Below are 24363 nucleotides of genomic sequence, written 5' to 3'. Positions count from 1 at the left end.
GACCGACTCTCTGCCTCCTCAACGCGCCAGGCAGCGATAAGTCACCGACGCGCGAAATATTGACCGGGCTCCACCGCACATCTACCGTAAGTACTGTAGTTCTGCGTGTAGCCAACCGAAGCCACTCAAGGAATACGGTAGACCGAGCTGGCAGGGGGCGCTGATCACCTGACCGAGGCGTTCACGGGCCCCATGAGGCGGGATCATGTGACGAAAGCAGGTGGCGCCATGACAACCGACCGCGGCGCTGCGAGCGATCCGATCGGCGCTCTGGAGGCCGGCGCGTGGCGCCTCGCCCAGCGCCTGCTCCGCGAGGACCGCCGGTACGACGCGATGCTGGGCGCCGAGTTGCGCACGATCGCCCGGGCGATGGCCTACCGCGCCGCCGGTGATCACGGTTCGGCCTGGACCGCGCTGGCCAAGGTCGCGGCCGGCCTCCGCCGCCGACAGCCGAACCTGCCCGTACTGCGCCCCAATGGCATCGATGCCATCCAGCTCGCGCTGCCGCCGGAACATGAGCCGGACAGCCCCGGCTGGGCGGCGTACCGGACGATTCGGCTGGTCTGTCGCGAACAGGGTGAACTGAGGCAGCTCCGCAGGCGGGCGGGTGACAGCCCGATCGGTCTGACTGAGGACAGGCACATCCTGGTGCTGGCCTTCGTCGAGTACCTCTGCTGGGTGGAGTTCGACCTCAGCAGCTGGGCCCCCAAATCGCCACCGGACGACGACCTCGCCGCTGTGGAGACCCGGATCGCCGAGTTCACCGACCGCCGGCGTGAAGCCCTCTTGCGCAGTGCCACCGACCTGCGCCGTCTGTACCGCCCGACCTCCGGCGGTATGACCCGAGCGGTCTGGGACCGCGTCGACCAGTACCACGGGCTGCGGTGGCTGGCGCTGAACGAACTGGCCAACCGGTCGGCTCCGCCGTGGACCGAACCGGCTCTGGCTGGGCGGGTGCCGGTCCGGTTGTGGGCCGAGCGCGCGTGGCAGTCGGCGAAGGCTCCGGAATCGGATGGCCTTTACGAGTACGCGCTGGAGTCCTAACCTTTGGTGACAACCACCTTTCCTACCCGTTGACCAAGGGTGCCCGCATCCTCGCCGGCGAGGGAAAGACAGGCAAAGTCTCTGACTCGGGCGGCACACACGCGGAAGTTCCGTCGTAAGGGGAGGTCGGCTCATGTTCGCCTTCGTGACCGCGCCACCGAGCCCGGACCACGATGCCTCGCCCGAGCTCCGCGTCGAGGCACGGGATCCGGCTGACCTGTGCTGGCAGACCGATGTCGGCCTCGGCATCGACGTCGCGGTCGACCTCGCCCGGCCGCAGCGCTGGCGGTCGGTCGCGATCGCCCGCTGGGAAGAAGCCGACCCGGAGTTGCTGGACGCGCTGATCGGTGCGAAAGCCAGGCGCCGCCTCGGCAAGTTGCGGACCGAACTGCTGCTGTCCGGCCGGTCGCGGGGCAAGGAGGACAAGTCGCTCGTCCTGGCCTCGCCGGATCCCTGGCTCCGAGTCGCCGCGATCGATGCCTTGAATCGCCGGTTGCAGCTTCCGCTCGACCAGGCGCTCGTTGACGCCGAGCGCGGGGTCGCTCGGGAGCGGGCCGCGGAGACGCTCGAGCCGGGGCCGGTTCATGAGCGCGTCATCGGCGAGGCCCTGGTGATAGCGCGCCAGGCTGCCAGCGGGTTCGCGGATTACCTTTCCACGCTGGCCGATTCGGCGACGTCGATACCGGCCGAGCTGTACGCCGGGCTGGAGCGACTCGTCGACGGGTACGAGACTCTGCGTCGTACGGTCGTCGATGGTCCTGAGAAGGAGCTGGCCAAGGTCGGCAGGACCTGGGCCAGGCTGTTGGCGCAGTTGCCGGTCGTCAACCGCTACTCCAGTGAGGAAGCCAGTGGGGACGATCTGCAGGTGGTGGCCGTCGACAACGATGCGCTGACGAGTCTGGTGGATCCCCGTCAGCTGCCTGCCCGGGTAGTGGGTATCGGCCGCGCGGCTGCCGAAGTACGGATGGAAGAAGTCCGTCTGGACGAAGGACCGGCTGTCCTGGTGACGGTGCCGGCCTATGGGCCGCGGTTGCCGGCTGCTGACCTCGCGGACCGGCTGCTGGTGCGGCTGGTGGATCGCAAGTCTGGCAAGGTGCATCAGCCCGCCATGCTCACGCTGGTGACCGGCGACGAGGCCGGACAGCTTGGTGCTGATTCACCGGTCTTCGCGCGAGTCGTACCGCTGCACGGCTCGTCGCCAGAGGACTTGCGGGCTGACGTGTTCGACGTCGACAGCGACGTAGTACCGGCTCAGGCAGACTCGGATGGCGCGCTGTTACGAGCCCGGCGAGCAGCCGCAGTACTGCGGGAGTGGCGACTCGCGATGGCCGAGGCGCGACTGGGTGACCTGGCTGCCCGGCATCGGCGGCTGGCGCGGCTGGTCGACGTACTGAAGCCTGATGTGCCGGACACTGACCGGCCGGTCTTCGATGGTGGTCCGACGCTGGCGGAGCTGGCCGACTTGGCCGAGTCGCCCGACACGGGACACAGTTGGGCCGCGACGATGCAGGGCCCTGGTGACTGCCTGGTGGCGGAACTGGCTGCAGCACACGCGATTCGTTGATGCCGTCGAGGCATCGATGATGGTGAGAAGCGCCGGATTCATCGCTTAATAAGGGTTCCGTCGACCCGGGAGCGATGAGCCATGGTTGATCAACTCACTCACCTCGACCTCCTTCCGCCGCGTGTCTCCGAACCACTGCCCGCTTTCGTCCGCTCGTTCGATGCTGTGTCCGACGTCGTGCCGGTGGGGCGGGCTCCTCAACCTGTGGCGCTGGGCCGCCGTACGACGATCGCTCTGTGGTTGCTCATCGCTGTGGGGATCGGCAGCTGCCTTGCGCTCTTTGTGATGCTGCAAGCGCCTGCCGGCTGCAGCGGACTAGCCTGCTCGATTGCGACGTATGGCGGGCACCCGCTGCTCATGCTGGTGTTCGCTGCTGTCGGAACTACTGCGCTGCTTGGGCTTGCTGCGTTTACCCGCGGTCTTACCCGCGCGAGTGCTCGCGCGCTGCGGCTACTGGTACCGGCAGCGGGACTGACTCTCGCCTCGGTGACAGGAGTTGTTGCTGTGCTCGTCACCGGCATGGTGATCGTGCTGGTGGCGCTACTCGCGGTGGTCGTGACCTGTGCCTTCTTTGCCGACCACAGCTGACATGGGGTAGGCGACATATGCCAACGACGTGCCGTCTGGAGACCAGCTCGGGACATTCATGGTGCCTTGGCCGCCGAAGACTCTTGCCAGCTCACGGATCTGACCGTCGGGCTCCAGCAACCTGATGCGGACATCATCGACATCGGCAGGATGTCCCAACGTGCCCGGCGGAAAACTCACGTACGCGACCATCGAGCCGGCCGGGTGTGGAAACCAGTTCACCCTTTCGTCGAAGGTCAGCTGCTCGGTTTGTTCGCCTCTGATCCGGAACAACTGCGCATGTCCGGGCACCGTCGCCGCCCGCTCGGAGTTGAAGTAGATCCACTCCCCATCAGGCCCGTACTCCGCTCCGTCGTCGGCGAACTCGTCATCCGTCACCTGCACGTCGGGTCCGCCGTCTGCAGGAACCGTGTACACGTTGGTGATTCGCCGGCCGTCCTTGGTTTCCAACCCGATGTATGCCAGCTGGCTGCCATCCGGCGAAACCCCGTGCAGGTAGTGGTGAACCCCATGATCGTTGCTGATCCGCCGGCCGGGCCCGCCGGCGATCGGTACGGCGTACAGATGTCCGTCCTCGGCCGACACGTAAACGGTGCTGCCGTCCGGGCTCACGACGTGGTCGTTGTTGAGCTCGGGCACGCCGAGGAGTTCGATCTTTGTGAGCTCACCACCGGTGACGTTGATGTGGAACAGGCTGCCGTCGCCGTTGACGATCAACCGGTCGCCGACCCAGTTAGGGGCCTCGAACAACAAACTGTCGGAGCTGTAGACCAGCCTCCGCTCGCCCGTCGTCACGTCGACCACATACAGCTCGGCCGTCTGCCCTGGTCTTAGTTTTCTTGCCACAGGTCAAACCCTAGCCGCGTCTGCTGGCTGCCAAGGCTCGCTGCAGCCACTGCGAGATCGAGGCGTCTGCGGGGAGGTCGGCCAGGTCAGTGCTCACCCAACGCGCTTCAGCCAGTTCCGCCGACAGCTTGAACTCCTCAGACTCGGCCTCGGCGGTCAGGATCGTCAGACTGTCGACCTTGCCTTCCCGGTTGGTGGTCAACGTCTCGAGCACGGTCGTCTTGCTGATCGGTAGCGAGAGCTCCTCGAAGACCTCGCGGACTGCAGCCGCCTCCGCCGTCTCCTTGTGGGGCTTGTAGCCGCCGCCGGGCAGTCCCCACCACTGCTGGTCGACGTACGAGTGCCGCACCACCAGGCACCGCCCCGGGTGCTGCGGGTGCAGGACCAGGACCTTCACCCCGTACGTCGATGGCTTCCGCACCCGCCACCACAACCGCAGTACCCGATGGCCTGACCGCATCAACGCCGCAACAACCACCACGAATCTCCTCCCGTTCCCCTGAACCCTAGTGGTGCCCAGGGCAAGGGATCCGGGGTGCGGGCCTCGGGGGAGAAGCAGGGGCGTTCCCGGAGGTCTGGCGAGCCGTGCTCGGTGAGGCTGTTCCGGACGAACTTTTTCACAGGAGGTCTGGATGAGGCGGGTACATCAGGTGCTGGTGGCTGTGGCGACCGGGCTGGGGGTGCTTGCGGCGCCGGTGGCTGCGAGTGCTTCGCCTGGCGATGGCGGCAACCGTGCCGAGTTGCAGAGAGAACTGGATGGGGTAGTTACTGCCAGTGCCTTTGGTGCGCTGGCTGAGGTGCGTGACGAGGGTGGCGTCTGGCGGGGGTCGAGCGGGGTCGCAGTACTGGGGTCGAGCCGGCCTGTTCCGGTTGAGGCGCGGTTCCGGGCGGGCAGCATTACCAAGACGTTCCTCGCCACCGTCGTACTGCAGTTGGTTGACGAGGGGGCGTTGCAGTTGGACGACCCCGTGGAGAAGTGGCTGCCCGGTCTCGTGCCGAACGGTCAGAACATCACCGTGAAGCAGTTGCTCAACCACACCAGCGGTCTGTACGACTTCCTGCGCACACTCACGCGGCCGCCGGAGCCGGGGTTCCTGGACTATCGCTGGCGCACGTGGACCGCTGAGGAGCAGATCCGGCGCGCATTGGCGCACCCGCCTGTCTTCGAGACGCCGGGTTCGCAGTACTCGTACTCGAACACGAACTACGCGTTGCTCGGCGAGATCGTGGAGAAGGTGACCGGTGAGTCCTACGGTGACCAGATCGAGCGCCGGGTGATCCGGCCGTTGCGGTTGCACGGTACCGAGGTACCGGGGACGTTCCCGAGGATCCGCGGGCCGCACCCGCACGGGTATGTGCCGATCAAGTACGCCGACGGGACCCGGATGGTCGACCTGACTGTCATCAACCCGACGTTGTTCGGTGCCGGTGGCGAGATCATCTCGACCACCAAGGACCTCAACCGGTTCTTCGCCGCCCTGCTCGACGGCACCCTGCTGCCGAAACACTTGCTAGAGGCAATGAAGACGCCGGGGACCGACAAGCGGAACTACGGCCTCGGGCTGGCGTGGTGGGACACCACTTGCGGGATCCGGGTCTACGGCAACGACGGTGACGCGCTCGCCTACAACGCCTGGTCGTTCTCGACGGAGGACGGCAAGCGACAGGTCACCCTCGCGTTCACGCCGGCCTTCCGCAACGATCCCGACGACGTGGCCGAAGCCTTTGTGGACAAGGCGATCTGCGGCTGACATTTGAGGGGCCACCTTTTGGGGTGGCCCCTCAAAGGCCTGGGTCAGGAGTTGACGCGTTCCCGGGTCCTACGCCGGAAATCCCGGCCGATCTGACTCACCTCAGCCTTCTCGAGGTCGGTTACCGCGATGCCCGGCGTACCGTCCTCCGGCCCTTTGGCCGCCCACGTCCCGGTCGGATCAGCCACTCCCGACTCAAGGCCGGCGCCGGGATTAGCCGGTACCGCGAGACTGATCCAGCAGGTGTTCATCGAAGCGGTCCCACGAACCTGTACTCCGATGTGCTCGTTCTGCGGCACGCCGGTGGTCGCATAGGACACCAGTACTGCGTCCACGTCGAGCCGGTCGTATTCCGTGAAGAGCTCCGGGAACAGCACGTCCAGCCCGAGCGCGAGACCGAACCGCCACCCGTCGACCTCGAACGTCACCGGCTTCTCGCCGGCCGTGTACATCCAGGTGACCTTGGTGGTGGACAGCATGCGTTCGTCATACCGGGTAAAGATTTTGCCTTGGTCAGAAACGACGTACACGCTGTTGTGCGGGCGCGCTGCGGGCAGTTGATGGATCGAGGGGATCACGGTCCAGATCCCCAGTTGCCCTGACAGAGCAGCGATCCGGTCGAGTTCCTCCTGGAGCACGGTCCAGTCGGCCTTGCTCCAGTCGGACGGCCCGATCTCGTCCGGCCCGAGCTCGGACATCACGACCTTGTCCGGGAAACAGAGCGCGCCCTCGGCGAAGTGCACCAAACGCGCGCCTTCATTCGCGGCGTCCTGCATGAGCCGACGCACCTCCGCGGCACTCGCACGCAACGCGTCGGCATCACTGGGATCCTGGCGAACCGTCGACTGAGCAACCGCGATCCGCAAACTGGTCTGAGAGTTTTCCGGCATCTTTTCTCCCTGGGGAGTAGGACGGAAGTGCCGGAGGGCAGCCGTATAGGACTCGCCCGTCTTGGCGGCGCGGGCCCGAACCCGTCGCTTGAAGTTCCTGTGCGCTGTCATCTGGCCTTCCACGCACTCGCACGCGATCCCCCAGCAACCCCGCCCGAGGCAGACGACCAGGACGAGCGCGACCCGAGATCCGAGATCCCTTTGCCTTCTCCAAGGACCAGGCTGGGGCCGGCCACCGAAGGTGCGGCGCGAGCCGCACGCCGTCCCCACATCTTCCCCGACAACCAACAACCCCGTCAAACAACCATCTCCCCACGCGAGTTCCGCGTCCGTCATTCGTCGCTCCGCTCCTCACGACTCCCGCTACACCCGCACCCACCCACCCTCCGGCTCCGCCGGCCTTCCTTCCGGCTGCGCCGGGTGTTCCGACTGCGCCGGCCTTGCTTCCGGCTGCGCCGGCCCTTGCTTTCGGCTGCGCCGGTCGCTTCCGCGTCGGCCGCTCCCACCTACCCCGGTCCGCGTGCTCCTCCGTCGCCCGCTCTGCGACCACTTGACGCGACCCCGCACCCCGACCGCACCGCCGCCGGCGCTCTCCGGTGTTTTCGATTGCCGTCATGCCTAGGGATCGTCCTTCACCTGTCGCCTTGGTGCGCAGCCTGTGCGGTGGCGAGCTGAGTGCGAAGCGCCTGCACTTCGGCGGTCAGGCTGGCAATCTCGTGTTGGGCTTCCGCATCGGCCTTTTCGACAGTGCCGAGATGTTCTATGAACCACGAGGCCAGGGCAGCCGTGATCGTTCCAGCTAGGGCGATACCGCCCAGCATCAGGCCGACACCTGCCCACTTGCCTTCGGCGGTCGTCGGAAATTGATCCCCGTACCCCACAGTGGTAATGGTGGTGGCCGCCCACCAAAGGGCGTCTCCAAAAGACTTGATGTTGGCGCCTTCGCTCTCGCGTTCTGCGTCGAGAACAGCAACGGCGGCAACAAACCCCAGCAGAGTGACGGCGCCCACCACGTACGCGATGGTCTGGCCCCGGAAGGTCATCGATGCTCGGCCGAGCCGCGCTAGTGCTGTGGCGGTTCGCAAGGCGCGCAGAGGGCGCAGGAGCGGCAGAGCCAGGACCAGCAAATCAGGAACATGACCACGGACAAATCGAACCTTGCTGGGCGCCAGCCCCAGACGCAGTAGGTAGTCGACGGCGAACCCGACCCAGATCGCCACGTTGGCGATCGAACAGGCGCGAACAAGTCCACTGGGCAGATCAGGATCAAGGATCGGCCACGCGTACACCACCAGAAACAGCACCGCAGCAGCGCTGAGCAACCAACCACTGCGCCGTTCGTACTTCGCCAAGCGATCCGAACTCAAACTGGCCATGCCACCAGAACAACACGCCCGACCTAGCGGCAGCCTAGAGATCGGCTTGGCCAGACGCGGGGGCGAAGTAGTTGGTGAGCATCTCGGTGGGCCAAGTGGGTTGGTGGACTGGGCCGCGGGGGCCGAATTCGGCGAACCAGGGTTTGATGTCGAGGACGGGAGTGCCGTCGACTGCATCGAGGTCTTCGACATGGAGGTCCAGCCCGTCGATCTTGAGCAGCCGGCAACGGGAGACACCTAGCCAGTTGAGGCGACGCATGTTGCGGTGAGCGAAGGTCCCTGCCGCCGGCCAGTCAGGGTTGTTGCGGGCGGGCCGTGCTCCGAGGTGAAGGTCTGACTGATCGGTCAGGTGAAAATGGAAGACGACCTCCAGGTGCGAGAACTCTTCGAGACCCTTGGTGGAGTCGACATCGAGGCGTGGGTCATCGATGCGAATGATCGCTCGGGTGCCACCCCAGTAGTCGTCCGTAGGCTCGACCCGACCGCCAACGACGTGGGCAACCGGCTGCATTGTGATCGACTGGTCAGTCATCGTTTCCTCTGTGAGTAAGGCGCCTTCAGCGCTCGACCGCGGCGAGATACCTGGCTGCTTAACCGTCGAGTTCAGCAACCAAACGGATGCCCTCGGCACGATAGACCGAAGGCTCCAAAGGCATGTCACGGACCGCTTGCCCGCCCGACCGTTTCCGCGAGGAGGAGCCGCCGACCTTCCGCCTTGCAGTCCGACAGGCACTTCCCGGGTGCTCGGGCCAGTCCGTTGCTCAGCATGTTTGGCCCCTTGCAACAAACATTTGAACGCGAACGGAGCTAGATATTTAGCCGCGTGCGTAAGCATTCCTCGAGGTATTAGTGCGGCATGGCCGGCGTGATTCCGCTTGGTGCTGCTTGCGGGCTGGCGGAAACTAAGTCGCGGTGCAAGACTCATGGCGACGACTGAGCCCTCATCGCAGGCTCTGTGACTCCTGTACGACCTGGCACTATCCGCTGGCCGCCGTTGATCGCAGACCTGGCCGGCCGGGGGAGGCAGGAGGACGGGATGTCCGACGACGATCCTAGAGTCCGGGCAGAGTTACGGACGAAGATCGAAACTCGGCGCGCGGGCATCGCTGCCTTTCTGCACGATGTCCGACCGCGCCGCAATCGCCTGACCAATATCAGCATCATCAGTAGTGCGTTGGCCGCCGTTCTGGTGGCAGGTCCGGCCTTGGCGGGCATGCCATTCACAGACACCGTCAAACGAGAATTGTCGCTCAGCAGCGGCGCGGCTGTTTGGAGGCCCCTCTGCGTGGCCGCGTTGATTGTCTCGCTGGTGTCGGTCGTTTCCAGCAACCTGAGCAAATCTCAGGATCTCGCAGCCCGCGTCACTGCCGCAGAGGTTTGCAGTACAGAACTTGAAGGTGTGCTGACGTCGCTCCAGTTCGGACACCTCTCGGTGGAGGAGGCTGCCGAGCAGTACCACCAGTCCGTCAGCAAGATCCCGTTCGTCGAGGAGCTGCCAGAAAGCCTGCGTCCGCCCAGAGGAACTTGACGCCACCCTCTGCCCGGCCCGGCCCGTCGGCGCTGACCGGATCCGATGTCGTGGTCGCTCCGGCGGCCTGCGACGTTCGATCCAGGGCAACTGCTAGTGCGAGGCCGCTCTGCGTCCAGGTAGAGGGGCACCGGGTTCACCCGCACCCGCGGGCAAGAGGTTATTCCTTGCTGATAGCGCCACACTTCGTGCGCGGCATCGAGAGCGCCGCGTTATTCGCTGAGGAACTGCTCGTGCCATTTCGCCGATAGCAGGCGGAGGACCTCGCCGGGGATCGTCCGGTGAGCTCTGCCTCGGCTGAGCAGTCACGGCACCAGATTGCTTCCAGCAGCCCTCCGCGTATCGAAGTGTCCACGGCCTGCCGAGCCGGCCGCCAGCCCTGGCACTGACGGTTCACGAGACAAGCAATGAGCGAGCCAGGCTGGATGTGGATGTGACGGATGTCAGCAGGCAAAAGTCGTCGGCGCAGGCGGGTGACGTGAGCCGGAGGCGATTGGTGAGCGTGACCGGTGGTTGCCCCGCGACAGCGCAGAGTCGGGCGATAGCCCGTGACGCGGCGTCAGCCGCAAAGGCCGGCGATAGCTGGAAGACGCCGGCGGAGGAGGCAAGCTGCGCCGGCGGTAGCCGGAGGGTGGGTGGGAGTGGGCGTAGCAGCCGACCGGAGGAGCGGAGCGACGGAGGTCGGCTGCAACGCTCGCGTGGGAAAGAAAATCCCTCCCCGGGTGACGGAGAGGGTGAGTGTGGTCAGGGGCGGTCTCGAACCGCCGACCTTCCGCTTTTCAGTTCGACAGCGGCCCGAGGCCGATCCGATGGGATGTCCGCTACGCGTGGGTCGACGGCGCAACGCATCGCGTGGCGTCGGTGGTTGTTGCGGTACCCGTTGCGGTACGCACGGCTGCATGTGGGTCGTACGGCAGGCGAAGGGCGCTCAGGTCTCGTCGGGGCCTGCGATTAGCGCCATGATTGGGCTATGGACGACCCTTTAGGCTTGCGACTTCTGCACAGCGATCTAGAGGCTGCGTGCCCGGCGTGCGGCTACGAAGTATGGCTTCAGTACAGCGAAATCGTCGCTCAAGGCGCGGTGCTCTGTCCATGCTGTCACGTTCGGATCTGGCTCCGGGACAATGACGGTGGTCTGCAGAACGCGGGAGAGTCGATCGAAAACCAGATTCAACAGGCGCTGAAGGGACTGTGGCAGTGAGGTACCAAGAGGACCTTCAAATAGCGGTACGGGAGCGATTCCGTCGCCTGATGATCACTACGTTCAGCTCAGCCGGCCACGAGGTCAGTCTCACCGTCAACTGGCTCAAGAGCCGCCCGGCGCTGTTGGCCATCCTTACAGAGGCAGACTCCGTCGAACCTGATCTGGACTTCGAGGCGTTCCGTAGGAGTTTCAATGACTATGGGGCGACGTTTGTATGGCCGAGTAGAACCGAGGCGGGCCGTGCAAGTCTCGTCTGGAGATTGATGCAGCAGATGGTTGCTGACATCGCCAACGGTATCGACTCCGACCGAATTGGGATCAACTACGCCAGTAGTTTCACCAGAAAGACGAATCTCAACGACGCATGGAGAGATTTCACCGAACAGATCCTGCAGCCTATGTTCGACTACTTAACAGAGCATGTTGCAGCAGAGAGTAGTATCCTCTATGTCCTTGAGCGCTACGTTCGACGCGTTGAGTGGTTCGATCGCGAGGGTCTCTACGAGCGTGCAATGGCCGATACCAGGAAGACCGAGGATGTCTATGACGAGCACCTGAGAAGTTTCCTCTTCGGCGAGGGTATCAATATGCCGTTCTCTCAGGCGCGGTCAGCTTCCGGTGAGTCCGACGTATTGTCGTCCCTTGATTCTGATGATCCTCTTGTTTGTGAGGTCAAGGTATTCGATGCGATCAGCCGCAAGAAACGCGAGATTGCATCTGGCTTCAATCAGGCCATCCAATATGCCTTGGACTATGGGAAACAGGTCGCGTATCTGGTCGTGATCAACCTTTCTGGCCGCGCTCTATCGTTCGTCGTCGACGACGAGGTGAAGACGTGGCCACCGCACCTCACTGTCTCGGGTGTCAGGGTCTATCTCGTTAGCGTTCGCGCGTTGCCGACGCCCAGTGCGAGTCAGCAGGGGAAGGCCTCACCGGTAGTCGTCACGGTCGAGGACCTTGTCAACCCGGACAGCCCCGAGGAAGACTAGTCCACGCTAGCGAACTGCACGTGCCAGGTCGAACATGCTGGTGACAATGAAGTTTGCACCGGCAGATTTCAAGGCGACTGTTTTTCCTGGCTTATTGGCATAGCCGATCGTTCCAACGTTTGCCGCTCGCCCCGCCGCCATGTCAGTTATCTGATCGCCAATGAAGACGCATGAGGCCGGGCTGATGCCGAGAGCACGGGCCGCTCGTTCGATAAGGTGCGGATCGGGTTTCATTAGTGTGGGGTCGGATGGGTTGCGTCCCTCGACGTGAGAAACGCTCTCGTTTAGCCCAGTTCTGGCGAGGTATGCCGTTACAGCTTCCGCATAGTTGTTGCTTACGACGGCTGCAAGTCTTCCTGTCGCGACGCAGGCAGCGATGGACTCGGCTGCGCCGGGCGTCGGTATGGCTGTCTCGATCGCCGCTAGTTCGGCCTTTTGGAGAGCAGCTTCAAGCTGGTGGGCTAGTTCCTCGTCGCCTGCCGCCGCGAGGAGGAGTTCGTGCGGGCTTGAAGCCCGTTCCAGGGCCGGCGGCAACTCGCCGCGAATCTGGCGCGCCAGCTCTAGCAGTTCGCGAGTGATCTGTGGAGCTGGGTAGCCGTCGAAGACTGAGCAAATGGGACCGTCGAAGTCGAAGAGGAGGGCTTCAGCGGAGCTGAGGACTTGGATCAGGGGATCAGTATTCATAGGTCGCGGGCCTGCCCGAGGGTCTCCCAGAGGCTGTCGAACCAGCGCCGCGCCTGATCGACGTACTGCGAGCCGGTTGCTCGGTCGTCGTCGCTGGTGGAGTGATGGAAGAGGACGGTGTCCTTGCCTACAGCATCGAAGGTCGAAACTGGCTTGCCGTCGATTTCGACTTCGCGCTCTACGACGGGGTAGAAGCCGAAGAAGACCTCTTCTTCGTTCAGGGCATAGAGCTTGAACATCATCGGCAGGCCGACGACCCTTACTTCGGCGGCGACCTTGGAGACCAAGCCCAGCTCGCCTAGCTCGCGGATCGACTCAAGGATCTCCCCGGCCGACCGGTTCGCGATCTTCTCGACGCGTGCTCGCACAGCCGGGTCGTCGCCGGGGTTCTTGCCCGCGCGCGAAGGCACGGCCATGGGCTGGGAGAGGTCCGGCAGGAGCATCCGAATCGTGATCGACTGAGGGGTGAGGCGGCCGCGTCTGATGCGGTCGATGGGCTCTTCGAGAGCGCCGAGCAGGGTCTCGCCGGTTAGGCCGGCAAAGTCGATCGTGACTGAGTCGCGCTCGAAAGCCTTCTCGATGTGGGGACGGAGTCCCACGGCCTGGTCGGCCTGCTCGCGGACGTACACGCCGCTGCCGACGCGCGACACGATCAGACCTTCATCCCGCAGGATTCGCAGAGACTGCTGGATGGTCATGCGGGCGACGCCGTACTGCGTGGCGAGGTCGTTCTGTGAGGGGAGTTTCTCCCCGGCCTTGAACTTGTGCGTAAGGATCGCCGCGCGCAGCGCGTTGGCGACCTGCTTGTACGGCGGGCGCGGGTCAGTCGGGTCTAGCTGCTGCTCCATGACCCGGATTCTACTACCCGACTAGGCAGGCTAGGCGAGCTGTCCCGAAAAGCTTGACCTGGCTAGCCAGCCTATGTAACTTAGCCACATGACGACCTGGCTAGTCAGGCTAGTCAGATCGGAATCAGCTTTGAAGCGACGCCCCGGCGGCTGTCACCGCCGAGGCGTCTGGGTCGCACTAGTCCATTGCGTAGAGGAGCACAACCCAATGAGCATCATCCACCTTTCGTCCGTCAGTGACGAAGGACCGTCCGAGGCGGATCTCGCCAAGATCGATCGTGAGTGGCCGCTGATCGCGGCCAACTTGGACGTACTGAATGCCCAGATTGCCCAGCTCAACGCCGGGGCGTTTGCCTCCGAGATCGACTGGCGTCGGCTGCGACGCGCTGAGCGTCGCGTGTTGGCGGTTCAGCGGAAGCTGGCCGAACGCGCCGGTGGCGGGGTCCATCCCTGCGCCTGCCCGTCCGGCGTCGTTACCAGCTCGCTGCGCAATGGTGGCGAGCAGTGCTCCTCGTGCGGTTCGACCTGGGACCGCAACGACCAGATCATCGTCTGGCGTGGCCTCGACGGCGACGAGGTCGCGTGATGAGCCGCCGCCGCTCGACCGGTCTCAGTGCGGTTCTCGCTGAGCGCTTCGGCGTCGCTGAGGACCAGGTGCACGACGAACTTGAAGCCCGTCTGGGTGCGCTGTGGGCGACGCTGACCGGCGACGCCCCGGCCGATTCCGCGCAGGTCGCCACCGCCCACGGCGACTTGTGGGCGCTGTCGGGGTTCGTCGCTGACGCCCGCCGCGCCCTTGCCGGCAAGGAGGTTGCCGCATGAGCACGCCACTTCGCAGCACTTACCCGGTCCCGGTAGAGGACCTGATCCCGGCCGCGCGCAAGCTCGCGGAAGACCTGGGTTCGGTCCCGTCGCGGAACCGGATCATGAAGGAGTACCGGATCGGCGCCGACAAGGCGCGGACCGTCCTCGATGCCATCACCGGACCCGGCTCGGAGGCCGCGCCAGACCCCGAGCCGGAACCGACCGAGCCACACCTGCGCGCGGTGGAGAACCTGCCCGACCCGGACCCGACCGAAGCTGAGGGAGAGATGCCCTCCGCGCCGGGCGAGGGGGCATCTCCGCAGGTCACAGCGCCTGTAGACCCGGAGACGGTTGCCGAACCCACCTCTTCCGAGGTGGTCCCCGCGGCTTCCCTCCCGCAGGCGACGGACCAGCCTGCTGAGACCGGTCGGCCGGTGCGGTCCTGGCCGGTCCTGTTGCTGGCACTGCCCGCGTTCGTCGCGGTCTGGTCCGGCTGGGTCGGACTCGGAACCCTGACCGGCTTCGGCGTCGTCCACCCGCTGCCCGGTATCGCGGACGACTTCACCATCAACTCCGCCATCACCCTCCCGATCGGGGTCGAGACTTACGCGGCATTCGCGCTGCGGGTCTGGCTGTCCGGACAGGTCCCGGCAGCGGCTCGCAGGTTCGCCAAGGTGTCCGCCCTGGCTTCGCTGGTCCTGGGTGCGCTCGGTCAGGTCGCCTATCACCTGCTGGACGCGGCCGGCGTCACTCAGGCGCCGTGGTGGATCACCACTGTCGTTGCCTGCCTGCCCGTCGCCGTGCTCGGCATGGGCGCCGCCCTTGCCCACCTGGTCCACGCCGGACCCCAGCCGGTTCGGCCACCGAGCCGGTTCCGTCAGCTCCGCGCCCGCCTGTTCAAGAACGGGGAGAAGTAGCCATGACCGAGCCTCTGAACGATGCCGTGCCCGAGCCGATCAACCTGGACGCCCGCCGTGCCCGCCGCGACGAGACTGCCCAGCCGGAGAGTGATTCGGCCGGCGTTGCGGTGCCGCTGTCGGCCGGTGACGTCGAGCGGATGGATACCGCTTACGAAGTCGCCCTGGACGACGAGACCGACACCGCTCCTGGTGCGGGCAAGGTGCTGGTTCCGGTGGACACTGCTGCTGCCGCGCCGGTGGCAGCAGCTGTGGGGGAGCGGCTGCCGATCATCCCGGTTCACCTGCGCCCGGAGAACCTGCGAGCCACGGTCCGCCGCGCGTTGATCCGGTCGGGGCATGTGGCCGCGTTCCATGTGGTGCGGTCGCCTTGGTACGGCTGCAAGCTGGGTTGGTTCGCCGGTCGCGGGTTCGCGCGTGTGGTGCGTAATCAGTTGCGGTGGTGGTGGGTGCCGAACTCGTTTGCCCTGGAGCAGAAGGCCGCTGACGGCAACGAGCTGAAGGAGTGGGAGAAGATCCACCGCGAGCTGAAGCGGACCCGGCTGTGGCGTGGCTTCGTTCTCGCGGCTCAGAACCTGGGCCTTGCCATCAGTGCCCCGATCGCCCTGAATGCGGCTCCTACGGTCGCTGTAGCGGCTGCCGGCGCCGGTCTGGTCGCTGCTGCGGCGCACTACGGCCGTCCGGCTGGTCAGACGCTGGTGGGTACTGCGGTGGTCGCGCCTAGGTTCCGGAAGCTGAACTCGGACATCGTGCTGCGGGCCTACTACGCGGCCGGACTGGGCAAGCCCGACAAGACCGATCAAGAGATCCGGTTCGGGTCGCAGATGTCGCGGGATGCCCGCAACACCGGGTCTCAGGTGCTGGTGGATCTCCCGTACGGCAAGGGCTGGACCGACGTGGCGAACTGCCGCGAGAAGATCGCTAGCGGCCTGGACGTGCACGTGAACCAGGTGTTCCTGACGCCGGACAAGACCAGCTCGCGCCGGCACACGTTGTTCGTGGCCGACCGTGACCCGCTCGCGGTGCCGGTGGGCCGGACGTCGCTGCTGGACTGCAAGCGCCGCTCGATCTGGAAGGCGTTCGTGATCGGCCGCGATGAGCGGGACTCGCCGGTGAAGCTGTCGCTGATGTGGAACTCGCTGCTGGTCGGTGCCCAGCCCCGTAAGGGCAAGACGTACTTCGCTCGCCTGCTGGCCCTGTACGCAGCCCTGGACCCGAACGTCAGGTTGATCGTGGTCGACGGGAAGAACTCGCCTGACTGGCTGGCGTTCAAGAAGGTTGCCCACCGCATCGTTTTCGGTACCCATCCCAACCCCAACACCGATGACCCGATCGAGACGTTCCGCGCGATCCTGGACGAGATCCTTGCCCACATTGACCGCGTGAACTCGATCCTGACCACGCTGCCGGTGGAGCTGTGCCCCGAAGGCAAGCTGACCGAGGAACTCCACAACGATCCGCGCTATCCGGACCTGCACGTCCTCGTGTTGGTGATGGAAGAGTTCCAGGTCTACTTCGAGACCGAGGACCAGAACGTGAACAAGGAGATTGCCGCCAAGCTGTCCCGCATCCAAGCCGTAGGCCCATCAGCCGGGGTGATCATCGAGTCCAGTTCCCAGAAGCCGTCCGGTGTCGGCGCCGGCGACGTGGCCCGGTTGTTCAACCGGTACAGGGACAACCACACGCTGCGGTTCGCGCTGAAGTGCGGCAACCGGGTCGTGTCCGAGGCCATCTTGGGCGGTGACGCCTATCAGGAAGGCTTCGACGCGGCCACCCTGCCGGTCGGGGACGAGTACCGAGGCGTCGGCTACCTGTACGGCGCGTCCGACGCGACGCCGACCGTGCGGACCGAGCTGGCCGACGCCACCGACGCGGACAAGATCCTGACCGCTGCCCGCGTGCTGCGGGAACGGCTCGGGCTGCTGTCCGGCATGGCCGCCGGCGAAGAGATGCGGCGCGGCTCTCGTGACGTCCTGGCCGACATCTTGACCGTGATGGGCGCCGACACCGCCGCGCACTGGGACACCATCGCCGGCCGGCTGGCCGACCAGATGCCCGAGCAGTACGACGGAACCACCCCCGACGCGATCTCTGCTCAGGCGCGCGGACTGAACGTGTCCAGCGTCAACGTCAAACGCGACGGCGCGACCCGCAAGGGCGCCAAGGCCGACGACATCCGCGCCGCCATCGCCCGCCGCAACACCTAACCCGCGATCAACAGAGAGTCACCAACTGCATAGCGGTGGTGGGACGGATGAAGTAGCGGCCTGGCCGCTACCGGTAGCGGCAACGCTACCCGGCGCGCTACCCCGCAACCCTGCCGCCACCTGGCCGTTCATCCTCGCGTAGCGGGTAGCGGCCACGGCTCCTCACGCCCAAAAACAGCCCTCTGGAGGCTTCCCGTGTCCAGCACTGCCGCTACCGCTATCCCAGGCGCCGCTACCCACGGTAGCTACCTGGGTAGCGCCTCGATCGACCTCACCGCCACCGTCCACGCCGCCGGACAGATCGCCACGGTCGCACTCATCGTGATCGCCGTCGCTGGCTTCTACCTGCTCACCTGTGCTGTCTGGCCGTTCGGGAAGTGCCGCCGCTGCAAAGGCGCCGGCAAGTTCAAATCCCCGTTCGGCAACGCCTACAGGCACTGCGGACGCTGCGACGGCTCCGGCCTGCGAGTCCGGTTCGGCAGGAAGGTCGTCTCCTACTACCGGCGCACCCACACGGCTGCCAGCAACTCCACCAGCAAAGGCGCTCGCAAGTGACCGGCCACGGGCTGCACCTGGTGTCGCTGTGCGCGGGCATCGGTGGCATCGATCTCGGCTTCCATCGTGCAGGCATCCCGACTATCGCCGCTGTGGAGATCGACGCTGCCGCTCGCGGTGTCCTGGCCGACCGGTTCCCGACCACCGCCCTGTTCGAAGACCTGACGAAGGTGACCGCTGATGACCTCATCGCAGTTGGAGTTGTTCCCGACCGAACCGTCGTCGCCGCTGGATGGCCCTGCCAGGGCAACTCATCTCGGGGCCGTCGTGGCGGCCTGGATGACCCACGCTCAGGACTGTGGGTGCACGTCGCGCGACTGCTGGCGGAACTACATCCCCGTTGGTTCGTCGGCGAGAACGTCCCTGGCCTTCTCTCGGTCAACGACGGACACGACTTCGGCGCCGTCCTCGGGGACCTGGCCGGCCTCGGGATGGACGCAGCCTGGCGGGTCCTGGACGCTCGCGGTTTCGGAGTACCCCACAGGCGTCGCCGACTCGTCCTTGTCGGACATTCTGGAGACCGGACCGCACCTGTCCAAGTACTCCTTGAACCCGACCGTGTGCCGGGGAATGCTCACCCGCACCGAACGGCGACGCCGCAACCTCCCGCCATCCTTGCGAGCAGCACTGGAACAGGCCGCAGCCAGCGAACCGGCCACGGTGGCGGCATGACCTGGGCGCCGGCGGCTGCCTACTCGCTGGTCAGCCACGGCGGCAACGACAAACAGGACCCGTCGATGGTGACCTACGTCGTCCAACCCGAAACCGGCCCCCGACGCCTCACCCCACTGGAATGCGAACGGCTGCAAGGGTTCCCGGACCGTTGGACTGCTACAGCCAACGGCGTCCCGCAGGCCGACCCGGCGCGGTATGCCCAGCTCGGCAACTCGGTGCCGGTGCCGGTGTTCGAGTGGATCGCCCGCCGGATCGCCGCCGTCGAAGCGAGCGGGGCAGCGGCATGACCAGGCGGCTGATGGACAAGGCGAGCCTGCACCCGGCACGGGCACGCTGGGTCGAGCTGTGGAACGGCAAACAAGCTCTCGGCTGGGACCACCACGGCACACCGGTGTTCAAGTTCAAGTGGGCTCCCGCAGGACTCGCGACCCGCCGGCAGCTCCGCGCCATGCGGATGTGTCCGGGCGGGCAGGAACCGTACGCGCTGTTGGTATGGCGCAACGGGCAGCGCTGGGCGTGGCTGTACCGCCTCGACCTCGCCCGCCCCTCGCGGGTCGCGTCACCGGCCCAGCTCAACGCGCTCGACAAAGCCATGCAAGCCCGCCGCACCTGCGGGCAGTGCGGCACGGTCACTGACTACTGCATCCCCACCAGCGACGGCCGCTGCGTCGAGTGCATGACCGGCGACTACCGCAACACCACCCCCAACGCCTACGCCGCCTGACATTCCTCGAGGGGACCTACCGATGAACGAGATCCTGACCGCTGCACTCGCTGCCGCCGGCCGTGGCTGGCCGGTGTTCATGCTGGCCCGGTCCAAGCGGCCCGTAGCCAACTGCCACGCCTGCCGCACCGCGACCGACCACGATCCGGCGAGCTGCGGGCACCTGACCTGCCACGGCTTCTACGCCGCCACCACCGACCCACACCGCCTCACAGGGATCGTTGCCGCTGTTCCGTACGGGCAGCTCGCCGTCCGAACCGGCGCCGTGTCCGGGCTCCTGGTGGTCGATATCGACCCGGCCCACGGCGGAAACGACAGCCTTCACCAGCTCGTCCACGATGGCCTACTGCCGCGCACGTTGCGGGTCGTCACCGGCTCGGGTGGGCAGCACCTGTACTACCGCGAACCCGGCCGCCCGATGCCGTCCCGGCCGATGCCAGGACGACCGGGAATCGACATCAAAGCCGATGGCGGTTACGTCGTCCTCCCGCCCTCGATTCACCACCGCACAGGGCTGCCGTACCGGTGGGCGACCACCACCGGACCCGAGGTGGAGGAGATGCCCCCCGCCCTCGTCACCGCGTGCCTGCCACCTGTGCCGGCCGAATCGTCCATCCCGCCAACCGGCCCGGCCACGACGCAACGGGGCGGGGGCATCTCCCACCCGGACAAGCTCCTGGACGCCCACCTGGACGCCGTCCGTCGCGCCCCGACAGGCAGGCGCCGCACCACCTTGTACGGCGCCGCACGTGGCGTTGCGCGGATGGTCGCGGCCGGAGTCATCGACCAGGCCGCCGCCGTCACCGCACTGACCTACGTAGGACATCAAGCCGCCCAAACCGACCGGGATATCAGGGCCGCCATCGCCGGCGGTTTCCGTGACGAAGGGATCGCCGCATGACCGAGCACAATCACGACCAGGGCGAGGCCATCGACGGCGCCGAGCTGCTGGACGACGTCGCCTCCACCATCAGCCGCTACGTCATCCTGCCCAGCACGTCCGCGCTGATTGCTGTCGTGCTGTGGATCGCTGCGAGCCACGCAGTACCGGCATGGAATTGCGCGCCACGGTTGGTGATCCGGGCACCTGAGAAGCGGTGCGGGAAGTCGCGCCTGCTCGACATGGTCGAGGGCATGTGTCACCGGCCGTTGATGACCACCAATGCCAGTCCGTCAGCGGTCTACCGCTCGATCGGCATGAATCCGAGCGATCCGCCGACTCTGCTGATCGATGAGGCCGACACGATCTTTGGTGCCAAGGCGGGCGACAACGAAGATCTTCGCGGACTGCTCAACGCCGGCCACCAGCGCGGACGTACGACCCTGCGCTACAACGCAGGACGGGACAAGGTCGAAAAGCACGTCACGTTCGCCATGGCCGCGCTTGCCGGTATCGGTGCGATGCCGGACACGATCGAGGACCGTGCCGCTGTCGTCCGGATGCGTCGCCGTGCGCCGGGCGAGAGCGTCCAGCCGTACCGAGTCCGCCGCGATGGGCCCGAGCTGGACGAGCTGCGGCAGCGGCTCAACCAGTGGCTTGCCTCGCACCTGGACGACCTCACCGACGCCGCGCCGGACATGCCGCTGGAAGACCGCGCCGCAGACACCTGGGAGCCGCTGATTGCCGTTGCGGACCTCGCGGGTGGCAACTGGCCACGCGCCGCACGGAAAGCCGCTGTCGCCCTCACCAGCGACCGCGACGCGGGCGACGAAGGATCGCTGCACACGCGGCTCCTGGCGGACTGCCGGATTGCCTTTCAAGACGCAGACGCGCTGCCGACCGCCGTGCTGCTCGACCGGCTCAAGTCCGACCCCGAAGCGCCCTGGGCAACCCATGGACCGAACGGTCTTACCCCGATGAAGATGGGCAACCTGCTGCGGGACTTCGAGATCCGCAGCGGCAACATTCGGTTCACCACCGGGCAGGCCAAGGGGTATGCCCGCAGCGACTTCGCCGACGCGTGGAGCCGGTATTGCCCCGAGCCGAAGACCACCGATGGGGAAGCCGTCCCAGCCGTCCCAGGCGTCCCTTCGCAGGTCAGCACGGGGACGGCTTCAAGCTCTGGGACGGCTCAAGCCGTCCCAGCCACTCAAGCCGTCCCGGGCCTGACCAGGGAAGTTACGCCTGGGACGGCTGGGACGGCTTGGGGACCCAGACCTGTTCCTGCCCTTTCCGACGACACCCGTGAGACCGCATGAGCACGCCCGGACAGAACGGAGCTGTACCTCAGATGACCATGGTTCAGATCGCTGACGCGGACCGGCTGTTGATCACCACCGACGACGCTGCCGCACGGCTGGGTATTCACCGCTCGACTCTCTACGACCTGATTCGCAGCCGGAAGCTGAAGACCGTGAAGATCGGCGCTCGGCGGTTGGTGCGGGTCTCGGCTCTGGAGGAAGCAATTCAACTGCTGGAAGAGGAGACCGCAGCATGAAGGCCGCGAACGGTGACGGATCGATCTACTACCGCGCCAGCAAGGACCGGTGGTACGGCGCGGCCTACGTGCTGCAAGCCGATGGGACGACCGCCCGGAAGGAGGTTTCATCCAAGGACCGTGACGTGGTGGTTCAGAAGCTCCGGAAACTGCAAACGGACTCGGACCAGGGAATCCCGGCTGAGGCGACGAACTGGCAAGTGGAAGCATTCCTGCGCTATTGGCTGGAGCACATCGTGAAGCCTGCGAAGAAGCCGAAGACCTACCAGGGATACGAGTTGGTCGCGCGGGTGCATCTCATTCCCGACATCGGCAAGAAGAAGCTGCACAAGCTGACCGGCGCCGATGTCCGGCTGTTCATGAAGCGCCTGCGGAACACCTGCCTTTGTTGCAAGCACGGATACGACGCAAGGCGGGGCGATAAGGCGAGGTGCTGCGCGGTCGGTCAGTGCTGCGAGCGCCATCCTTCAGACCGGCTAGTGGAGCAAGTCCACGCCGTTCTGCGGAACGCGCTGCAAGCCGCCGTGCGAGAGGAAGTCCTACAGCGGAATGTGGCCAAGCTGGTCCAGGTGCAAGGCGCGCAGTACGACGTCAACCGAGGCGCAACCGAGGAACAGGCTCGCCTCCTGCTCAAGGCGGCCAAGCCGACACGGCTCTACGCGCTGTACGTCATGGCGCTCTACATGGGACTGCGGCGCGGCGAGCTGCTCGGCCTTAAGTGGGCGGACATCGACCAGGTGGAGAAGACCCTCGAAGTTCGCAGGACGCTGCAACGGGTTGATGGCGCATTGCAGGCGGTGACACCGAAGACCAAGAAATCGAAGCGGACCGTGCCGCTGATCAAGGTGTGTCTTGAAGCACTCGCGAGCCACAAGCGTCAGCAGGCGAAGGAACGGCTGTTGGCCGGCGCGAAGTGGGTCGATACGGGCTACGTGTTCACGACCGAGATCGGAACTCCGATCGAGCCGGACAACCTCCGGCGTACTTGGTACCCGATCCGGAGCGCGGCCGGGCTGGGGGAGATGCGCTTCCACGACCTGCGGCACTCGTGTGTGACGTTGCTCCTGCGACTGAAGGTGCCGCCGCACATCGTGCAGGCGATCGTCGGGCACGCCGACGTACAGGTGACGATGGCTGTCTATGCCCATGCATCGCTGGAGGACCAGCGGAAGGCGCTCGAACAGCTTGAGGAGATGGTTGCCGGATAGGCGTTGCGGTACCGGTTGCGGTAATCGCGGGAGGTTGGGCGGATCTCGGACCGAGATCCACGCTCAAGATTGGGTGGTCAGGGGCGGTCTCGAACCGCCGACCTTCCGCTTTTCAGGCGGACGCTCTACCAGCTGAGCTACCTGACCGGGAGAGATTAATGGCGGCGGTGATGGACACCCGCCGCCACTCTCCTGGCGACCCAGACGGGACTCGAACCCGCGACCTCCGCCGTGACAGGGCGGCACGCTAACCAACTGCGCTACTGGGCCAGATTGCTCGACGATGCTACACCATCTTTCGAGCCTTGCTGACATCGGTCTTTCGACCGTATCCCCAACGGGATTCGAACCCGCGTTACCGCCTTGAAAGGGCAGCGTCCTAGGCCACTAGACGATGGGGACTCGGACCGCGGGAGCCGAAGCTCCTTGGGACAGCCGTAAGCATAGAGGAGACCGGGCTGAGGTCCAAAACGAGTTCTTGAGGGCGGTCGTTGAGGCTGGTGGAGGAGGGGTAGGAGCGTGGATTGGGGGCTGTGAGGGCGTGGTTGGCGATCTGAGGGGAGATCGTGGTGGAGGGGTGCACTGGGGTCGTGTTGGGTGGTCGTCGCGTGTGGCGGGCGGTGAGGAAACGCTGGGTGTGGGGCGGGTCACTAGGGTGGTGTGGTGATCGAGATGAGCCGGGCCGATTTCGAAGTACTGGTGTCCGAAGCGCTGGATCAGGTGCCGGGGGAGTTGGCGGCGTTGATCGACAACGTGGCGGTGTTCGTGGAGGACGATGCGCCGGCTAGTGATCCGCATCTCTTGGGGATCTATGAGGGGATTCCGCTGACTGAGCGCGGGCATTACTACGGCGGGGTGCTGCCTGATCGGATCACGATCTATCGCAATCCGACGCTGGAGATCTGCGAGTCGGTCGAGGATGTTGTGGATGAGGTCAACATCACGGTGGTGCATGAGATCGCGCATCACTTCGGGATCGATGACGCTCGCCTGCACGAACTCGGCTACGGCTGATCCGGTACGCGCGGCTGCGCCGGCCAGCTGCCGCTACGCGGGGCGCGCCGGGACGCGGCGACGGGCGGGTGGAGGAAGGGCTCAGCAAGCGGCGGTGCAGCTGATTGTGGGCGGCGGGGCCTGTGCGCGCGGTAGCGCCACGCGGGGTGGCGGTGCGGGGTGGCGGTGCGGGGCCGCAGGCCGGGCAGGGGGCGGTGGCGCCCGGCGTTCGGCGCGTGGGTGGGCATGTCGCTGGCTGGCGCCTGGCGGCGGGCGCCAAGTCGCTGGCCGGACATGGCGTGCTGGCATCGCGGGGCGGCTCGTGTGGGACAGGGAGCCGCTTACGGTGCTGGGCATTGCGGGGGTCGGTGCGCACGGTCGCAATGCAGAGCAGGCCGTTGGCACTGCGAGGGTCGGGTAGGCGACGGTCGCAGTGCAGAGCAGGCCGTTGGCACTGCGAGGGTCGGGTAGGCGACGGTCGCAGTGCAGAGCAGGCCGTTGGCACTGCGAGGGTCGGGTAGGCGACGGTA

General features: G+C 65.8%; 25 protein-coding genes, 3 tRNA genes and 1 pseudogene. 19 read left to right on the top strand and 10 right to left on the bottom strand.

Annotation, left to right across the window (positions count from 1 at the left end; all coding sequences use genetic code 11):
* Nucleotides 1-228 precede the first annotated feature (228 nt).
* The 3 genes from AB0F51_RS06630 (at nt 229) to AB0F51_RS06620 (ending at nt 3196) form a co-directional block, all read left to right on the top strand.
* Nucleotides 229-1044 (top strand): hypothetical protein, encoded by an 816-nt coding sequence (locus tag AB0F51_RS06630; RefSeq protein WP_360275092.1) that lies wholly within the window; start codon nt 229-231, stop codon nt 1042-1044.
* Nucleotides 1045-1177: 133 nt separating this feature from the next.
* Nucleotides 1178-2608: a hypothetical protein gene (locus AB0F51_RS06625; RefSeq protein ID WP_360275089.1), complete on the top strand. Its 1431-nt coding sequence runs from the start codon at nt 1178-1180 to the stop codon at nt 2606-2608.
* Between the two features lie 81 nt (nt 2609-2689).
* Nucleotides 2690-3196: a hypothetical protein gene (locus AB0F51_RS06620; protein WP_360275086.1), complete on the top strand. Its 507-nt coding sequence runs from the start codon at nt 2690-2692 to the stop codon at nt 3194-3196.
* Here the strand turns inward: AB0F51_RS06620 and AB0F51_RS06615 are convergent.
* Together AB0F51_RS06615 and AB0F51_RS06610 are read right to left on the bottom strand one after the other, a co-directional pair.
* Nucleotides 3149-4042, bottom strand: a complete 894-nt coding sequence (locus AB0F51_RS06615) for a biopolymer transporter Tol (RefSeq protein WP_360275083.1) — start codon at nt 4040-4042, stop codon at nt 3149-3151. The two genes, AB0F51_RS06620 and AB0F51_RS06615, sit on opposite strands and share 48 nt — an antisense overlap.
* 10 nt (nt 4043-4052) lie before the next feature.
* Nucleotides 4053-4523 carry an NUDIX domain-containing protein gene (locus tag AB0F51_RS06610; RefSeq protein ID WP_360275080.1) on the bottom strand — a complete coding sequence of 157 codons (471 nt, stop codon included), beginning with the start codon at nt 4521-4523 and terminating at the stop codon, nt 4053-4055.
* A 151-nt stretch (nt 4524-4674) separates the two neighbouring features.
* Here AB0F51_RS06610 and AB0F51_RS06605 point away from each other — a divergent pair, with 151 nt between their 5' ends.
* A complete protein-coding gene (locus AB0F51_RS06605; RefSeq protein WP_360275077.1) occupies nt 4675-5793 on the top strand; it encodes a serine hydrolase domain-containing protein in 1119 nt (372 codons plus the stop codon).
* Between the two features lie 44 nt (nt 5794-5837).
* Here AB0F51_RS06605 and AB0F51_RS06600 read toward each other — a convergent pair whose 3' ends face one another.
* The 3 genes from AB0F51_RS06600 to AB0F51_RS06590 all read right to left on the bottom strand — a co-directional run bounded on the left by AB0F51_RS06600 (nt 5838) and on the right by AB0F51_RS06590 (nt 8591).
* Nucleotides 5838-6683, bottom strand: a complete 846-nt coding sequence (locus AB0F51_RS06600; protein ID WP_360275075.1) for a carbon-nitrogen hydrolase family protein — start codon at nt 6681-6683, stop codon at nt 5838-5840.
* 632 nt (nt 6684-7315) lie between these two features.
* Nucleotides 7316-8059: a potassium channel family protein gene (locus AB0F51_RS06595; protein ID WP_360275072.1), complete on the bottom strand. Its 744-nt coding sequence runs from the start codon at nt 8057-8059 to the stop codon at nt 7316-7318.
* Nucleotides 8060-8093: 34 nt separating this feature from the next.
* On the bottom strand, nt 8094-8591 hold the full coding sequence (locus AB0F51_RS06590) for an SAM-dependent methyltransferase (protein WP_360275069.1): 498 nt from the start codon (nt 8589-8591) through the stop codon (nt 8094-8096).
* A gap of 504 nt (nt 8592-9095) precedes the next feature.
* Here AB0F51_RS06590 and AB0F51_RS06585 point away from each other — a divergent pair.
* On the top strand, nt 9096-9587 hold the full coding sequence (locus AB0F51_RS06585; RefSeq protein WP_360275067.1) for a hypothetical protein: 492 nt from the start codon (nt 9096-9098) through the stop codon (nt 9585-9587).
* A 1251-nt stretch (nt 9588-10838) separates the two neighbouring features.
* Entirely contained in the window at nt 10839-11780 is a 942-nt protein-coding gene (locus AB0F51_RS06580) for a hypothetical protein (protein ID WP_360275064.1), read from the top strand.
* Nucleotides 11781-11786: 6 nt separating this feature from the next.
* On the opposite strand, the gene AB0F51_RS06575 is transcribed toward AB0F51_RS06580, so the two are convergent.
* Entirely contained in the window at nt 11787-12464 is a 678-nt protein-coding gene (locus AB0F51_RS06575; protein WP_360275062.1) for an HAD family phosphatase, read from the bottom strand.
* The gene (locus AB0F51_RS06570; protein ID WP_360275059.1) at nt 12461-13312 is read right to left on the bottom strand and encodes a GntR family transcriptional regulator; all 852 of its coding nucleotides are present in this window, start codon (nt 13310-13312) and stop codon (nt 12461-12463) included. The genes AB0F51_RS06575 and AB0F51_RS06570 overlap by 4 nt, the downstream gene beginning before the upstream one ends.
* A gap of 208 nt (nt 13313-13520) precedes the next feature.
* On the opposite strand from AB0F51_RS06570, the gene AB0F51_RS06565 reads away from it, so the two are divergent.
* From AB0F51_RS06565 to AB0F51_RS06510, 12 genes and pseudogenes are all read left to right on the top strand, one after another.
* The gene (locus AB0F51_RS06565; RefSeq protein ID WP_360275056.1) at nt 13521-13898 is read left to right on the top strand and encodes a DUF6284 family protein; all 378 of its coding nucleotides are present in this window, start codon (nt 13521-13523) and stop codon (nt 13896-13898) included.
* Nucleotides 13898-14134, top strand: coding sequence for a hypothetical protein (locus AB0F51_RS06560; RefSeq protein WP_360275053.1), 237 nt, complete (start codon nt 13898-13900; stop codon nt 14132-14134). The genes AB0F51_RS06565 and AB0F51_RS06560 overlap by 1 nt, the downstream gene beginning before the upstream one ends.
* Nucleotides 14131-15033 carry an ABC transporter permease gene (locus tag AB0F51_RS06555; protein ID WP_360275050.1) on the top strand — a complete coding sequence of 301 codons (903 nt, stop codon included), beginning with the start codon at nt 14131-14133 and terminating at the stop codon, nt 15031-15033. The genes AB0F51_RS06560 and AB0F51_RS06555 overlap by 4 nt, the downstream gene beginning before the upstream one ends.
* A 2-nt stretch (nt 15034-15035) precedes the next feature.
* Nucleotides 15036-17240, top strand: a complete 2205-nt coding sequence (locus AB0F51_RS06550; protein WP_360275047.1) for a cell division protein FtsK — start codon at nt 15036-15038, stop codon at nt 17238-17240.
* Nucleotides 17241-17435: 195 nt separating this feature from the next.
* On the top strand, nt 17436-17795 hold the full coding sequence (locus AB0F51_RS06545) for a hypothetical protein (RefSeq protein ID WP_360275044.1): 360 nt from the start codon (nt 17436-17438) through the stop codon (nt 17793-17795).
* Nucleotides 17792-18268: pseudogene (gene dcm, locus AB0F51_RS06540) on the top strand (DNA (cytosine-5-)-methyltransferase); the annotation flags it as partial. The gene AB0F51_RS06545 and the pseudogene dcm, both read left to right, overlap by 4 nt.
* Nucleotides 18269-18463: 195 nt before the next feature.
* A complete protein-coding gene (locus AB0F51_RS06535) occupies nt 18464-18757 on the top strand; it encodes a DNA cytosine methyltransferase (RefSeq protein WP_360277221.1) in 294 nt (97 codons plus the stop codon).
* Complete coding sequence (locus tag AB0F51_RS06530) at nt 18754-19194, top strand: RRQRL motif-containing zinc-binding protein (RefSeq protein ID WP_360275041.1); 441 nt, start codon at nt 18754-18756, stop codon at nt 19192-19194. The genes AB0F51_RS06535 and AB0F51_RS06530 overlap by 4 nt, the downstream gene beginning before the upstream one ends.
* A gap of 22 nt (nt 19195-19216) precedes the next feature.
* A complete protein-coding gene (locus AB0F51_RS06525) occupies nt 19217-20095 on the top strand; it encodes a bifunctional DNA primase/polymerase (protein ID WP_360275038.1) in 879 nt (292 codons plus the stop codon).
* Nucleotides 20092-21393 (top strand): DUF3631 domain-containing protein, encoded by a 1302-nt coding sequence (locus AB0F51_RS06520; protein ID WP_360275035.1) that lies wholly within the window; start codon nt 20092-20094, stop codon nt 21391-21393. Before AB0F51_RS06525 ends, AB0F51_RS06520 begins: the two co-directional genes overlap by 4 nt.
* Before the next feature lie 32 nt (nt 21394-21425).
* Nucleotides 21426-21632, top strand: a complete 207-nt coding sequence (locus AB0F51_RS06515; RefSeq protein ID WP_360275032.1) for a helix-turn-helix domain-containing protein — start codon at nt 21426-21428, stop codon at nt 21630-21632.
* On the top strand, nt 21629-22840 hold the full coding sequence (locus tag AB0F51_RS06510) for a tyrosine-type recombinase/integrase (protein ID WP_360275029.1): 1212 nt from the start codon (nt 21629-21631) through the stop codon (nt 22838-22840). Before AB0F51_RS06515 ends, AB0F51_RS06510 begins: the two co-directional genes overlap by 4 nt.
* Before the next feature lie 74 nt (nt 22841-22914).
* Here AB0F51_RS06510 and AB0F51_RS06505 read toward each other — a convergent pair.
* The 3 genes from AB0F51_RS06505 to AB0F51_RS06495 all read right to left on the bottom strand — a co-directional run bounded on the left by AB0F51_RS06505 (nt 22915) and on the right by AB0F51_RS06495 (nt 23242).
* Nucleotides 22915-22987 (bottom strand) — tRNA-Phe (locus AB0F51_RS06505).
* 46 nt (nt 22988-23033) lie between these two features.
* Nucleotides 23034-23110 (bottom strand) — tRNA-Asp (locus tag AB0F51_RS06500).
* A gap of 59 nt (nt 23111-23169) precedes the next feature.
* Nucleotides 23170-23242, bottom strand: a tRNA-Glu gene (locus AB0F51_RS06495).
* Nucleotides 23243-23503: 261 nt separating this feature from the next.
* On the opposite strand from AB0F51_RS06495, the gene AB0F51_RS06490 reads away from it, so the two are divergent.
* On the top strand, nt 23504-23854 hold the full coding sequence (locus tag AB0F51_RS06490; protein ID WP_360275026.1) for a metallopeptidase family protein: 351 nt from the start codon (nt 23504-23506) through the stop codon (nt 23852-23854).
* Nucleotides 23855-24363 lie beyond the last annotated feature (509 nt).

Source organism: Kribbella sp. NPDC023855 (genome assembly GCF_040639475.1).
GTDB lineage: Bacteria > Actinomycetota > Actinomycetes > Propionibacteriales > Kribbellaceae > Kribbella.
The sequence above is the reverse complement of the archived record's forward strand: the minus strand, read 5'-3'. Positions and strand labels throughout refer to the sequence as shown.